Source organism: Algimonas arctica (assembly GCF_014652695.1).
GTDB lineage: Bacteria > Pseudomonadota > Alphaproteobacteria > Caulobacterales > Maricaulaceae > Litorimonas > Litorimonas arctica.
In genome coordinates, this window is the sequence record NZ_BMZH01000001.1 from 52,365 (window position 1) to 67,060 (window position 14,696).

The window sequence follows — 14,696 nt, forward strand, 5'->3', positions numbered from 1 at the left end:
AAACGCATTCTGGTCAGACCTCAGGGTAGCTAACTTTTGTCCAGTATATGATTATTCAACGCTTTTGTCTGCCTATCACGGGTTGTTTTCGCAACATTACGCTGCGCCAAACTCAATCCATGGGCGACGCGATTGGCGTCGGCCTGTTTCGTGGCGTCCATTTTGGCTTTGCGTTTACGGGCTTGTTTGAGGTTGTGGACGCTCACCGCGGAGAAATCATCAATTCTGGCCGCACAACCCTGTCAAATTCGTCTTCGGTGACAAACCCGAGGCCGACCGCTTCCTCACGAAGGGTCGTCCCGTTTTTATGCGCTGTCTTTGCGACGGTGGTGGCATTGTCATAACCAATGGTCGGGGCGAGCGCCGTGACGAGCATGAGGGAGCGGCTCAAAAGTTCGGCAATCCGGTCTTCATTGGCCGTGATACCGACAACACAGCGGTCCGAGAAACTGCGGGAGGCTTCGGCCAACAGCGTGATGGATTGCAGCATATTATAGACCATTACAGGCTTGTAGACGTTCAATTCGAAATGGCCTTGGCTGCCCGCGATTGTGATGGTCGTGTTATTGCCCATGACTTGGGTGCAGACCATCGTGATGGCTTCGCACTGGGTCGGATTGACTTTACCCGGCATAATCGAGCTGCCCGGTTCATTCGCTGGCAAGCTGATCTCACCGAGACCTGAGCGCGGCCCGGACGCGAGAAAGCGAATGTCATTGGCGATCTTGAGCAGGGACACCGCGACCGTATTTAACGCGCCGTGGGCTGAGACAAAGGCATCATGCGCCGCAAGCGCTTCGAATTTATTATCGGCGGTGCGAAATGGCAGACCAGTATAGCTGGCCACTTCAGCGGCGAAGTCTTCTGCAAACCCGGGTTTCGCATTCAGTCCCGTGCCGACGGCTGTGCCGCCCTGCGCCAGTGGGTAAAGCTCTTCTAGTCCCCGTTTTACACGCTCTATACCGAGGTCGAGTTGCGCCACATAGCCTGAGAATTCTTGTCCTAACGTGACGGGTGTCGCGTCTTGCGTATGGGTTCGGCCGATTTTGATGATGGACTTAAAGGCTTCCGCCTTATCATTGAGCGCGTTCCGCAAGACTTGCAATTCGGGCAGTAATTTATGCGCGATCTGTTCCGCCGCACTAATGTGCATGGCTGTCGGGAATGTGTCGTTGGAAGATTGGCTGCGATTGACGTGGTCATTGGGGTGAACAGGTGATTTTGAGCCAATTTCGCCGCCCAAAATTTCAATGGCTTTATTCGAGACGACTTCGTTCGAATTCATATTGGATTGTGTGCCGGAGCCGGTTTGCCAAATAGAGAGCGGGAAATTGTCGTCTAACTTGCCCTCAGCCACGTCGGACGCCGCCTGCACGATGGCATCCTTTAGGTGGGACTCCAGATTATCAGCCTTATAATTGGCAATCGCGGCGGAACGTTTGATGATTCCGAGCGCCCGGATCAGCGCGGGCGGCATGGTTTCAATTCCAATCGGAAAGTTGATCAGCGAGCGCGCCGTTTGCGCCCCATAATATTTATCAGACGGAACGTTGAGTTCGCCAAAGGAGTCAGATTCGGTGCGAAATTTTGTCATGAGCTGCCGTTAGCAGGCGCGCGGCGAAGGGGCTAGTCTCTGGACGTTATTCACGAATGCTCATGATAAAGAAAATGACAAGGGTGATGAACGTCAGTCCGAATATAGCAATCATGATTGCGGTAATATTCAGACTAGACACCCAAACCGGGCTTGCGTCTGATTGCTTAATCTCAGCCAAAATTAGCGTTGAAAAAAGATAGCCTGCGAGAACCCATAGAAATGCGGTATAAATTATTTTCCCAAAGGTCGTGAAGGGAACGAAATCCAACTGGTACCGCAGTCCACGGAATGAGGATTTGAGGAAAAAGTGCTTGTTCAAGCTACTTCTTTCGGAAGCTGTCCAAACTGACGACTTTCGGCGTATCGCCTTCAGTGGCGGCGTCATCAGAATTCGTGTCATCAGTCGTATCGTCATCAGCATTATCGGCTGATTTTTTACCGAACTTTGGCGCCGCTTTAGCAGGAGCGCCTAGCGTTGATGATATGGGCTTGCTCAAACCTGTGGTCGCGGGTGATGCTAATGATGTGACAGGCGAAATGTCCAAGACTGGACCGCCCTCCATCTCGGCAGGAGTTTCAAAGGCCAATGAAAAGCCCACGCTCGGATCATGAAAACGCGTGATCGCGTGATAGGGCACACGAAGGTATTTCGGGATGCCCCCGAACTTCAATGTGACTTCGAAATCATCGGCATTCGCGGCGAGATCCCAATATTGGTGTTCTAAGACGATGGTGATTTCTTCCGGGTATCGCTCCGCCAGAGAATCATCAATTTCTGCGCCCGGATACCGGGTCAGGAATGTGATATAAAAATGGTGCGCACCGGGCAGGCCATCTTCCCGAATGACACGACGAATCGCGTCTCGGACAATCCCGCGTAGCGCAAGGCTCCGCATTTGCTCGTAATTCATCAGGTCTTGACTCATAGGCCTATCTTAGAGCGGCGAGATAGCGGGTCAACCGCATACCTTCACGCAAAGTTTCGCAGAGGCAAGCCTGCGGGGGTCGACAAAGGCCGCAAGACAGGCGCGTTTTTCGGGCCTAAGACATTGAGGATGAGCCACCCGTCTCCCGACACATTGTTTCAGCCCCCCCACGCCAAACCGCTGACGGGGAAAGAGGGGTTCATAGAAGCCACGTGGAAATTCATTCGTAACCCGGTCGAAGGGTTCGGACCGCTGGCCTATCGCCAGCCGATCGTTACCGCGAAAACACTGGGTCAAACATTACACGTCATTTCAGACCCGGAAGGCATGAATGATGTGCTCGTTCGTCATGCTGACAAGTTCACGAAGACAGCGATTGATGCCCGTATCCTTGGTCCCGCGACGAAAGAAGGGCTACTGTCAGTGCATGGCGAACAATGGAAACGACAGCGCAAATCTGTCGCCCCGATTTTCCGCAAGCGACATATGGAAGACCTCGCACCGCTGATTGCTGATGTCATTGAGCAATTTAAGGCACGTATCGACCAACGACCAAATCTAGACTTATCAGCGGCGATGGCCGATTTGACATTTGATGTGTTGGCGAAGGCTTTGCTGGGCGACCCAAAAGGGTTGGACCGGGACCGGTTGAAAACGGCGACACGTGCGGTGGTTACGGGGGCGGGAACATTACGGCCTGATGATTTGCTACCATGGCCGCGATGGGTACCGCGCCCGATGACGCCGCGTGGATCGGCTGCGTTAAAAAGGTTAAAACGTGCGGCCGATGATTTGATCATTGAGCGCACGCAGCACCCCGCCGATGACCTCGTGGGGTTATTGATTGGCGCGGAGAATCTCAGTCAAAGGGAGCGGCGTGATAACCTCATTGGGTTCTTTATTGCTGGACACGAAACGACGGCACTGACCCTGACATGGGCGCTTTATTTGCTAGGGCGTCATCGCCCGACACTCGACCGTATCCGCGCAGAGGTCATCGCGGTGTGCGGGGACAAGCCTATGACCTATGATCAGCTCGATCACCTCACTTTCACGCGGGCCGTGATTGATGAGACGATGCGGCTTTATCCTCCGGCTCCGCTGCTTAATCGTGAACCCCAAGTCGAGGTCGAGGTGTTGGGGCGGATTCTTAAACCCGGCGATGCAGTTTTGTTGAATAATTACGTGATGCACCGGACGGAACGGCTGTGGGACAATCCCTTACTCTTCGATCCGGACCGATTTCTGCGCGATCCGTCGCTGCGGGCCAAAGGTGCGCCGTACATGCCGTTTGGCGCGGGGCCGCGCATCTGTGTCGGGGCGGCTTTTGCCATAATGGAAGCGGTCATGGTTTTAGGAACGCTGGCGCGGGATTATGATATTATCGTCGCTGACGATGTCTATCCGCGACCTTTAATGACGGTCACGCTTCGCCCCGAAGGCGGTGTTCCGGCTAGCTTAGTCCGAACTGACGTCTAAGGTTTATGGTGCCTAAAACTTATTGTCCAAGAGCGGCTCGAATGTTGCGCCTGCAAATATCTTGACCCCTAAGGCTTCGATTTCTTTGAGCGGCAGGCGATCATCTTCGTCCATGCCGGGACCCGGCGTGCGAATGAAGACACCTCTGATCCGGCCGGGATGGCGCAGGACCGCATCGCGATAAATAGCAGGGTCATGCTGGCCACTATCGCCAATGAGGTAGAATGGAAGATCGGGGTTGGCGGCTAAAACAGTGTCGATAGCCTCAGCCTTATGCAGGCTGGGCTCCTCTGTGATCATCTTGGTCGGGTCGATGCCAAAGTCTCGCAGGAATTTTGGCCCCCTAACAACGCCATTTGCCATGAAGACGGCATCGAGGAAGCCATGTAGGTTCCAAGGGGATGAACTGACATAAAACACGGGGTTTTTCCGCCCCGACATTGATCCCGCCATCATTTTCAACAGTGTCGTCGCATCAGGATAAATATAACGACTACCGACAGACCCGGTCACACTGGTCCATAGATTTTTACGCGTTGACCACGCTCTGGTCTGCATGATCGTGTCGTCAATATCAGAAATTACCCCATATTCCGCTGTCTCTGATGTAATCAGAACGGGGTGGTGAACGATATCGCCTGTACGGTCCGCTTTAACAACGGCCTTGGTCCAGCCGGGAAGGGGCGATTTGCGCGGCAATTCCAAGCGATAATAGCCTTCTTCGTCTGAAATCGCTGTCGTGTTGCCAATGCTAATTTTTTCGCCTCGGACTTCCTTGGTCATGAATAAAGCCGCCATCGCGGCGAGGTCATTGACGATTGAAGGCGTGTCGTTGGATGCACGCGATGTGTCGGCCTCTAAAGCCCGACCGCGAATGATGATTTTATCTGGAGTGGTGTAGCCAGAGTAAGGCAGCAGTCGCAGATTTTCGGGGGGAGCATTTTTCTGAATTGTGTCGAGAATAGTTTCAGCCCGAACGGCGATTGAATGCATAAATGGTTTCATTAGAGTCTATATGCACGTCGCCTTCATATCGTTCCACAATAAACACAGAGGAACCTGAGTTTCTTTTGGGTTGCAGCCCGAATGATAGGTGAAACCTATGAGGGGTAGATTGATAAACACGGTTTAGATGGCATGCCGCAGACGGTTGGGGGCAATGCGCGTCATATCAGTCAGAGGGAAAAGTGGTGGGTTTCTGTTGCCAGCTACCCACCGGAGCCCGCCTAGGGGTCTGAAACCCTAGGAGTTTAGTTCGGAATCATCCGGACTGCTTACGCAGCCAAGGCGAAATCCTCAGTATAATTGTCATTTGCAATTACTGTTTATGGACTTTTAACGGAGTCCACACGAACGAAAGCTTACGTCTTTAGGCGTTTGTCGATGCTATTTCGGCCCCATCAGAAGCCCACCAAATTAATGTTGGGTTTGTGGTGGAGCCGCCGGGTACTGCCCCCGGGTCCAATCCGCTTATTACACGCGCGTTTATCGTCATATCTGGCAAGCCAGCTCTTACTATATAGTGCATCCGCGTCGAAAGTTCCAGTCCCAAACGAAAAAGCCGCCCCGAAGGACGGCTTTAAACGCATAAATCTATGACGGATTAACCGGACCAGCCCATACGTTTGGCATTGGCTTCGCAGCTCGCCTTGGCTTTGTAGCCTTCCGTGCTGCGGCCCACAGGTTCGCCATTGGAGGCGGTCCGACGCCAGCGATGCTCACCGGCTTTATCTTCGTAGAATTCCCACTTATCGGCCCCACCGAGATTATTGGGATTGCCGTTATAACCGTGACGTTCGGCATTGGCGGTGCAGCTGGCTTTCGCTTTATAGCCTTCAGTTGCGGCGCCAATGATGTTGCCATTGGAGGCGGTGCAACGCCAGCGATGTTCGCCAGCTTTATCTTCGTAAAATTCCCATGTGTCGGCCATCGTGGTCTCCCCGATCTTTGTTTTCGATGCGCATGGTTAATAAGCGCAAGGCGGTTTTGGCAAGAGACAATCGTGCACAGGCTTGTTTTGGGCGTTGAAACGAGGCGGCTTGGCGGTCATAGAAAACTCATGAGTCAGGCCCTGAAATATCTTCGTAAGCTTGTCGCGTTCGACACGCGCAATGGTAGCGGTAATGAGGTGGCTTGCGTGGAGTGGTTGGCAGAGGCGTTAAAGGCGCATGCGCCGGATCGCTTGATCGTTGAAACGGTCGGACGGTCGCGCGAAAAATCAGATAGCGCTTTCGTACTTGCCAGCTGGGGCCAGCCGAAGACCGTCTTGAATGTCCATATCGATACGGTGCCGAGCGGCGAAGGGTGGTCGGCTGATCCATTGACATTGGTGGAACGGGATGGACGGGCTTATGGTCTCGGCACGGCTGACATTAAAGGCGCTGCGGCCGCGATCCTCGCTGGATTGGATGAGGTGACGCCTCGGGACGTCGCGATCCTCTTTTCGGGCGACGAGGAGCATGGCTCCGAAGTCATGCCTGCCGTCATCGAACGGGGTTATCTTTCAGGGATTGAACGCGCCGTCGTCTGCGAACCGACATCCTGCCGTGTCGGACGGGCGCATCGCGGAATACTTGCGTTTAGCGCAACTTTTCGTGGGCCCGGCGGGCACTCGAGCCTGTCTGATACGATCGAAGCTCCTTTGCTTAAAGCGGCACGGTTCGCTGTCGCCCTCGGAGATTATAAGGAAGACAATATCGCCTTTGGCGTCGATCCCTTCAAAGGGCTGTGTGTCAATATTGGGGAATTGAAATCTGATGGCGCTTATAATGTAATTCCGACGACCGCGACCGCTTGGGTCTCCATGCGGCCTCCTCCCGGGGATGACGTGCGTGCGCGCGAGGGAGATTTAATCGCCATGGCACTTGCAGCGGCGTCTGATGTTCACACTGACACGATCGTGGCTTTCGCGCCCTTCGCCAGCCTGGATATCGCAGCTTTCATGCCTGTGTTCGGGACAGAGGAGATCGTCGATCTTCCTTATTGGACGGAAGCGTCAATGATGAGCGGCGCAGGGCTTAACGCCATCGTTTATGGTCCGGGCAATCTGGAACAGGCACATCGATCAAATGAATATGTCGAAATCGATCAACTCCATTCGGCGCAGGCGCGTTATGCTGCTGTCTTAGCAGGGGGGCTCTCATGAGCAGTGTACGTCAGACGGTTCTGTCGTCGCTCTCCGCCGTGGGCGCGACACAAGAGGCGAGCTTTTACGCTGAGTTGTTCGCCAAAGATGATCCGGAACGCTTCGCGTTGATCCTGCTTGATCCGCGGGTGCTAAATAATCCCTTGCTCGAATCGCTCACGTCGAATTTGCAAATCCTCTCCAATTTAGGTTTGGCGCCAACGCTCCTGATCGGCGCGTTGGAAGATAATCGGACAGCGATTAAATTTCAGGGACAACGGCTGGCCCGCGATCTGGATAGTTCGGGCGTGAAATCAGCGAAGTTGGACACCAAAACCTACGGGCTTATCGGTGAAATTCGCCGTCGTGCGCAATCCGGGATTATTCCAATTTTGGAAATGACTGAACGTCGCGGGCAGGGCGGCATGACAAAGCTGATCAATGATCTGCGGCCTAATAAAATTGTCTCCTTGCAACCCTCTGGAGGATTGAGCCTCAAGGGTGTCCGCCGTCGTAATCTGCGCTTGGCTGAAATCGAGGGATTCTTGAATCAAGCGACGGTTACACCGGGTCAGCAATCCTTTCTGCGGATGGTTCAAAGCATTGAACAGGATGCGAATGAAGGGCGTCGTAGTTATGTATTGGCTTCGCCGCTTAATTTACTGAGTGAGCTGTTCACGACCAAGGGATCTGGGACACTGATCCGTCGGGGCGCCGCCGTGGTGCGTCACGAAACACTGGCCGAGGTCGATTTGCTTGGCTTAACGGCCGCCATTGACCGGGCCTTTGATAAGCCCCTGCGGACTGAGTTTTGGTCAGAACCGATCAAAGCCGCTTTTTTAGAGCCTGATTTTCGAGCCGGTGCGATTTTTACGGAACTGGCAGGTCACGCGTTTTTGTCAAAATTTTGGGTCGTGCCTGAAGCGCAAGGCGAGGGCTTATCCCGCGATGTCTGGGAGAAAGCGTGTGAGGACATCCCGAAATTCTTTTGGCGCTCGCGCCGACATAATCCGTTTAATGATTGGTATATTACAGCCTGTGACGGGATGCAGGTGAGTGGCGACTGGCGTGTGTTCTGGAAAGGGCTTGAGGGGAATGCTATTCCCAACGCGATAAGCGCGGCAACCACGGCCCCTGACGATTTTAGACCGGACTGAATATGACACTTTCAATCAATGACACTTTTGACTCGGGTAATATCGAGGTTGTCGACGCGTCTGATCCTCAGAATATTCGCCTTCGCATCAAGCAAGATCATCAAAGCGATTTTTATCAGTGGTTTCACTTCCGGGTTGCCGGCGCGAAGGATGTGCCTTTGCGCCTCGTGATCGAAAATGCGGGTGCGTCCGCCTATCCGAAAGGATGGGAAAATTACAAAGCCTGTATGAGCGAAGATCGCGATGACTGGCTGCGTGTGCCGACGACGTTTACCAATGGTGAGCTGGTCATTGAGCATACGCCAACACTTGATTCTGTACATTATGCCTACTTTACGCCTTACACGATGGAGCGTCACCGGGACCTTATCGCTGACGCTGTGTCCTACGAGGGCGTCTCGCTACGTGTGTTGGGTCAGACGCTCGACGGACGCGATATGGATTGCCTCTCGATGGGCACGGGCGACAAATCGATCTGGGTTATTGCGCGCCAACATCCCGGCGAGAGCATGGCGGAGTGGTGGATGGAGGGCTTCCTCGCCCGCATGACAGACTCCGAAGACCCGCTTGTGATCGACATGCTCAAGAAAGCGACCTTCCATATTGTTCCAAACATGAACCCAGACGGCTCTTTTCGCGGTCACTTGCGCACCAATGCGTGTGGCGCGAATTTGAACCGCGAGTGGGACACACCGTCGATGGCACGCAGCCCCGAAGTCAAATTGGTCCGCGATGCGATGGACGTGAATAAGCCTGTGCTTTGCTTTGATGTCCACGGCGACGAAGATCTGCCGTATAACTTTATCGCGGGCGCCGAGGGCAATGATAATTATACGCAAAAACAAGCGGATGATCTTGCGGCCTTCCTCACGGCTTATAAAGCGGCCAGCTCAGATTTTCAGACTGAGGTTGGCTATCCGCTGACCGCACCGGGAAAAGCCAATATCACCGTCTGCACCAATGCGGTCGCGTCCCGTTACGATTGCCTGGCGATGACGCTCGAAATGCCGTTCAAAGACAATGCCAATGCGCCGGATGCGGCGCGCGGATGGAGTGGCGACCGCGCGGCTCAACTCGGCAATGATACGCTCGAGGCGATGGCGGCGGTGATTGACCAACTCTGATAAAAAGCCCCGGCGCGAACGCCGGGGCGGTAGGGGTTTTAAAGCGTAACGCGATCGACGATTTTGACCTGATCAATGGCTTGGATAGCGGCGACAGTTGCGTCGCTGACCATGCCATCGACACTGATGAGGCAAACGGCTTCGCCGCCTTCTTTTTTCCGACCCAAAGAGAAGGTCGCGATATTTGTCTTGGCTTCGCCCAAAACGCGGCCGACTTCGCCGATGAAGCCCGGCTTATCGTCATTGCGGACATAGATCATCGACGGGCTGAACGCTGCGTCCATCGGGACGCCAAATAGCCTCACAATGCGCGGTTCACCGCGATAGATCGTGCCGACAATCGCAAACTTACGGACAGCCGTTTCGACAGTGATCCGTATCAAGCTGTCGGCTCGTTCCGCTTCGTTCACATAGCTCTCAGTCAGTTCGATGCCGCGTTCTTTGGCGAGAACAGGCGCGCTCACCATGTTGACATCTGGCATGGCGGCCTTGAGCATCCCGGCAAGTGCCGCAGCGCTCAAGGGGTTGGTATTGAGCTGCGTAATCCCGCCTTTATACGTGATCTGGATGCTTTTGGCCGGTTCGTGGAGCAATTGTCCCATCATCGTGCCAAGCTTGTCAGCCAGGTCGACCCAGGGCTTGAGTCGAGGGGCTTCTTCGGCGGTAATCGATGGTGTGTTGATGGCGTTGCTAATCGCGCCGGTCAGCAAGTAATCCGCCATTTGTTCCGCGACTTGCACGGCGACATTTTCCTGCGCTTCATTGGTCGACGCGCCGAGATGCGGGGTCGCGATGAAGCCCGGCGTGCCAAACAAGGCATGCTCTTTGGCGGGTTCAATGGAGAATACGTCAAGCGCAGCCGCACTCACATGGCCGGCGTCTAACGCATCTTTCAATGCTTCTTCATCGACCAGACCGCCGCGCGCGCAATTGACCAAAATGAGGCCTTTACGCGTCATGCCGAGCCGTTCGCGATTGACGATGTTCTTGGTACTTTCGACCAAGGGCGTGTGCAACGTGATGGCATCAGCGCGCTGGAATAATGTGTCCAGTTCGACTTTTTCGACACCAATTTTACGCGCGCGCTCTTCGGTCAAATAGGGGTCGAACGCGATCACTTTCATTTTCAAGCCAAGTGCCCGCTCTGCGACGAGCGCACCGATATTGCCGCAGCCAATGACGCCGAGCGTTTTATTAAATAGCTCCGTGCCTTTGTAATCCGATTTCGGCCATTCGCCATTCTGTGTGCGTTCTGACGCTTTCGGGATTTGGCGCGCAGCCGCAAAGAGCATCGCAATGGCGTGTTCAGCCGTCGTGATGGCATTGCCAAACGGGGTGTTCATGACAACGACACCGCGGTCCGTGGCCGATTTAATGTCGACATTATCGACACCAATCCCGGCCCGTCCGATGACTTTAAGGTTGGTCGCTTGGCCAATAATTTCGGCGTCAGGACGGGTGGAGGATCGAACCGCGAGGCCGTCATACTCACCAATGATTTTCATCAATTCGTCTTTGCTCAGACCTGTGATGACATCGACATCAACACCGCGCGCTTTGAAAACTTCGACGGCGCGATTGGACATTTTGTCCGCAATGAGAACTTTTGGCATCTTACAGCTCCGCGATCAGAGTATCAAAGGCCCAATCGAGCCACGGCAAGACGGCGACAACATCGCCGTGCTCACACAATCCAGACACCCAGAGGCGGAAGCCGGGAGGGGCCGTACGGTAAGCGCCAAAATCGAGCGCGACATTTTCATCGGCCAGCAAATTGACGATGGATTTGGCGAAGGCGGCTTGGTCGTTGAGCGGGAGCGCGGCAATACGCGGGTCCACGATTTTGAGGCAAACACCCGTATTGGAGCGTTTCTCGTCATCTTCGCACAAATTGGCAATCCAATCTCGCGTGTCGACCCAATCCCAAATTGTTTGAGCGTTAGCATCGGCCCGGTCTTGCATGCCTTTCAGGCCGCCATTAGCTTTAACCCATTTGAGCGCGTCGAGATGATCTTCGGCACAGAGCAGGGACGGCGTGTTGATTGTCTCGCCTTTGAAAATGCCCTCAATCAATTTGCCGCCTTTCGTGAGACGGAAGATTTTCGGCAGCGGCCACGGTGGGTTGTAGGACTCCAGCCGTTTTACGGCATGGGGCGACAGGATAATCATGCCATGCGCGGCTTCTCCGCCCATGACTTTCTGCCAAGAATAGGTGACAACATCGAGCTTTTCCCACGGCAGGTCTTGTGCATACACGGCGGACGTGGCGTCGCAAATCGTGACGCCGTCGCGGTCATTCGGGATGAAACCGTAATCCGCGACTTTCACGCCGGACGTCGTGCCATTGGCAGTAAAGACGAGGTCTTGTGAGCCATCATAGGCTGAAAAATCGGGGAGCTTGCCATAATCAGCGGTGAGCAGCGTGAGCTCATCCAAGGGCAATTGCTTGTCTGCATCAACGACCCATGCTTGGCCGAAATTTTCCCAAGCCGCGACGATCACGGGCTTTGGGCCGAGCATCGACCACATGGCCATTTCGACCGCGCCCGTATCGGATGCGGGGACGATACCGATGCGGTAATCGTCAGGAATTTGGAGGACTTCGCGGGTGAGGTCGATAACCTCTTGAAGTTTGGCTTTGCCAAGTGCGGAGCGGTGGGAGCGGCCCAGAGCCGCGTTAGAAAGCGCGTCTAATGTCCAACCGGGGCGCTTACGTGTCGGTCCGGCAGAAAAACGCGGATCAGCCGGACGTGAGTCCGGTTTCGGAAAATTCGTCATCAATGTCTCCATCAGTGCGTTTTTATACACCGTCGAAGTGCGCCTCAGTGGGGAGGCGTGGCCCACGCGCCGAATAGCGGGCCGGGGAAATGAGTCAAGTTAGGGAATGATAATATGTACGACCGCGCATCAAGGCGCCGGCATTCAAGCGTTTCGTGACGTGACACGAGCGCGGGCCTTCCCCGCTGATGGGGAAGGTAAAGTTAGAACCATTTACAACGAGCATAGCCCGCGCGCCTGACAGACGCATCCGATCAAAACGCCGTGCCCTCGCGGCCCGCTATGAGCTCACGCGAGTGACGGTTAGACCCTTCCGAGGCTTTCGACCCCGCAACTGACTGCCGCCCGATCTACCGAAGGCGCACCTGACATTCAGGGCCGAACCGCGATGCGGTTCGGTTCCTAGCCAAACGATCCACTGGATCGTTTGGCGTCGTCAAGCTCGTTTCTCATCCGATAGTCGTCATCGATAGTTCCGTCGAATGGAACCGCATGCGCCGCATTAACTCGCATACCGTCCAGCCTACCAAACCCCCGCCAGCCTGAGAATAATGCCTCTCTCGTGTCCGAAGCGGGTGAGGTTACAAGACCATGGTTTAGGAAAGCGGGGATGGGAGTGCGTGGATTTCTTTGGCTGCGTGATCAGATGTCGATATAAACGCGGATTGATCCGCCAAGACCGCTGACAAACTTTCAAAAAATGGACAACGTTCATCCCTAACACCCCATTTTACGCCGCTCACCCTGACGAAAGTCGGGGACCAGCCACCTGACATGGCGAAGCATGGATGTGTTCCTAAAACTGGAGTCGGACTTTCGTCGGGACGAGCGATTTTGAAGGGACAAGGATAAGCGTGTTAATCGCCTAAAACTCCGTATACCCGCCGCCATTATCCTGCGCCAAATTACCAAATTTGGTCAGTTCTGGCGTAAAGCTCAACATCACAGAGCCAATGGGTCCGTGCCGTTGTTTTTGGATCAGGACTTCGGCTTTGCCCACGGAGTTATCCATCTTGGCTTGCCACTTCATCACCGCTTCAGGATCGTCATCATCCGGTTGTTCGCGGGCGAGATAATATTCGTCGCGGTAGATGAACATAACGACGTCGGCATCTTGCTCGATAGAGCCAGATTCGCGCAAGTCAGAGAGTTGTGGGCGTTTGTCTTCGCGTTGTTCGACCTGCCGCGACAACTGGGCGAGGGCGAGCACAGGAACATTGAGTTCTTTGGCGAGGGCTTTCAGACCCTGCGTAATCATGGTCACTTCCTGCACTCGGTTTGTCGACGAATTCATCGCTGCGCCGCCGGTCAAGAGCTGGAGGTAATCGACCACGATCAAATCAAGACCCTTCATCCGTTTGAGCCGCCGCGCACGCGCCGCCATGGCCCCAATCGACAAGCCGCCCGTGTCATCAATATGTAGCGGGATACGGCTGATTTCATCGGCGGCATCGCGCAAATGTTCATATTGTTCGGGGTTGATATCGCCGCGCCGGATATGGTGCGAGGGAACCATAGAGTGTTCGGCCAGCAATCGTGTCGCCAGCTGTTCGCTACTCATTTCGAGCGAGTAAACACCGACAATGCCGCCGTTCATGGTTTTTTCGACGCCATTTTCGTCTTTTTCAACTTTGTGCTGTTTGGCAACATGGAAGGCGATGTTGAGCGCGAGGGATGATTTGCCCATCGACGGACGCCCGGCCAAGATCAGCAAGTCAGATTTATGCAAGCCGCCCAGTTGCGCGTCGAGATCATCAAGCCCGGTAGCAATGCCCGAGAGTGTGCCTTTACGCTGATACGCCGCCGTCGCCATTTCAATCGAGTCGATAAGCGCATCTTCGAACGACACGAACCCCGTTTGTGTGCCGCCAATCTCAGCGAGATTATAAAGCTGCATTTCGGCTTGTTGGATTTGCTTGGACGCATCGTCTTCGCTGTTCTGATCCTTGGCCAATTCCTTCATCGTGTCGCCGAGGCGGATAAGCTCACGGCGCATCGCCATATCAAAGATCAGCTTAGCGTATTCCGGCGCGGTTGATCCGGGCGGCGCCTGTTCTAGCAGCAGCGCGAGATATTCGACGCCGCCAATATCGGACAGGGCGTCATCCTTGGCAAAACGGTTTTTGATGACGATCGCGTCGGCAAGTTTACCATGCTCAATCAGGCTCGCCATCGCACGGTACATGTTGACGTGAACGGGATTGTAAAAATGTTTGGCTTCGACGATGGAGCTAACGCGGTGGTAAATCTCATTATCATAGAGCAGCGCGCCCAAAAGGGCCTGTTCGGCCTCCATACTATGCGGCGTTGTGTCGAGTTCTTCTTCGAACCCGTCCATCATCTGGCCCTCCATCATTGAGGGGTCGATCGGGGCATAGTCAGGCATGTCGGGAATGTCGCTCATGGCCTGCGTCTGTCACACCTGAGAGGACGGCGGCAGATGTCTTAGCAGCAAACAATCTTATACATATCCACAACGCCCGAGTGATGGGGATAAGAGGGGTGTTTCGC

Annotated in this window: 12 protein-coding genes and 1 other RNA gene; 4 read left to right on the forward strand and 9 right to left on the reverse strand. The window is 54.4% G+C overall.

From position 1 onward, the window contains the following. Window positions 1–29: 29 nt before the first annotated feature. From IE105_RS15585 to IE105_RS00265, 3 genes are all read right to left on the reverse strand, one after another. Window positions 30–206: a DUF4169 family protein gene (locus IE105_RS15585; protein WP_189494180.1), complete on the reverse strand. Its 177-nt coding sequence runs from the start codon at window positions 204–206 to the stop codon at window positions 30–32. Then, the gene (gene fumC / locus IE105_RS00260; protein WP_189494182.1) at window positions 203–1,594 is read right to left on the reverse strand and encodes a class II fumarate hydratase; all 1,392 of its coding nucleotides are present in this window, start codon (window positions 1,592–1,594) and stop codon (window positions 203–205) included. The genes IE105_RS15585 and fumC overlap by 4 nt, the downstream gene beginning before the upstream one ends. A 323-nt stretch (window positions 1,595–1,917) precedes the next feature. Further along, window positions 1,918–2,523, reverse strand: coding sequence for an SspB family protein (locus IE105_RS00265; protein ID WP_233353902.1), 606 nt, complete (start codon window positions 2,521–2,523; stop codon window positions 1,918–1,920). A gap of 129 nt (window positions 2,524–2,652) precedes the next feature. Between IE105_RS00265 and IE105_RS00270 the strand changes: the two genes are divergently transcribed. Beyond that, window positions 2,653–4,002: a cytochrome P450 gene (locus IE105_RS00270; RefSeq protein ID WP_189494184.1), complete on the forward strand. Its 1,350-nt coding sequence runs from the start codon at window positions 2,653–2,655 to the stop codon at window positions 4,000–4,002. A gap of 12 nt (window positions 4,003–4,014) precedes the next feature. Here the strand turns inward: IE105_RS00270 and IE105_RS00275 are convergent, their stop codons facing one another. The 3 genes from IE105_RS00275 to IE105_RS00285 all read right to left on the reverse strand — a co-directional run bounded on the left by IE105_RS00275 (window position 4,015) and on the right by IE105_RS00285 (window position 5,932). After that, complete coding sequence (locus tag IE105_RS00275; RefSeq protein ID WP_189494186.1) at window positions 4,015–5,007, reverse strand: phosphatase domain-containing protein; 993 nt, start codon at window positions 5,005–5,007, stop codon at window positions 4,015–4,017. Between the two features lie 181 nt (window positions 5,008–5,188). Beyond that, window positions 5,189–5,551, reverse strand: a transfer-messenger RNA (tmRNA) gene (gene ssrA / locus IE105_RS00280). A gap of 54 nt (window positions 5,552–5,605) precedes the next feature. Then, window positions 5,606–5,932, reverse strand: a complete 327-nt coding sequence (locus IE105_RS00285) for a YegP family protein (protein ID WP_189494188.1) — start codon at window positions 5,930–5,932, stop codon at window positions 5,606–5,608. Between the two features lie 129 nt (window positions 5,933–6,061). On the opposite strand from IE105_RS00285, the gene IE105_RS00290 reads away from it, so the two are divergent. Genes IE105_RS00290 through IE105_RS00300 form a run of 3 tightly spaced genes read left to right on the forward strand, consistent with a single transcriptional unit; the run spans window position 6,062 to window position 9,407 of the window. Continuing rightward, complete coding sequence (locus IE105_RS00290; protein WP_189494190.1) at window positions 6,062–7,147, forward strand: M20 family metallopeptidase; 1,086 nt, start codon at window positions 6,062–6,064, stop codon at window positions 7,145–7,147. Further along, a complete protein-coding gene (locus IE105_RS00295; RefSeq protein WP_189494192.1) occupies window positions 7,144–8,283 on the forward strand; it encodes a hypothetical protein in 1,140 nt (379 codons plus the stop codon). Before IE105_RS00290 ends, IE105_RS00295 begins: the two co-directional genes overlap by 4 nt. A gap of 2 nt (window positions 8,284–8,285) precedes the next feature. Then, the gene (locus IE105_RS00300) at window positions 8,286–9,407 is read left to right on the forward strand and encodes a M14 family metallopeptidase (protein ID WP_189494194.1); all 1,122 of its coding nucleotides are present in this window, start codon (window positions 8,286–8,288) and stop codon (window positions 9,405–9,407) included. A gap of 38 nt (window positions 9,408–9,445) precedes the next feature. Here IE105_RS00300 and serA read toward each other — a convergent pair whose 3' ends face one another. From serA to IE105_RS00315, 3 genes are all read right to left on the reverse strand, one after another. After that, window positions 9,446–11,020 carry a phosphoglycerate dehydrogenase gene (gene serA, locus IE105_RS00305; protein WP_189494195.1) on the reverse strand — a complete coding sequence of 525 codons (1,575 nt, stop codon included), beginning with the start codon at window positions 11,018–11,020 and terminating at the stop codon, window positions 9,446–9,448. A gap of 1 nt (window position 11,021) precedes the next feature. After that, complete coding sequence (locus IE105_RS00310) at window positions 11,022–12,185, reverse strand: phosphoserine transaminase (protein ID WP_189494197.1); 1,164 nt, start codon at window positions 12,183–12,185, stop codon at window positions 11,022–11,024. Window positions 12,186–13,050: 865 nt separating this feature from the next. Next, window positions 13,051–14,541, reverse strand: coding sequence for a replicative DNA helicase (locus IE105_RS00315; RefSeq protein ID WP_373299026.1), 1,491 nt, complete (start codon window positions 14,539–14,541; stop codon window positions 13,051–13,053). Window positions 14,542–14,696: the final 155 nt, after the last annotated feature.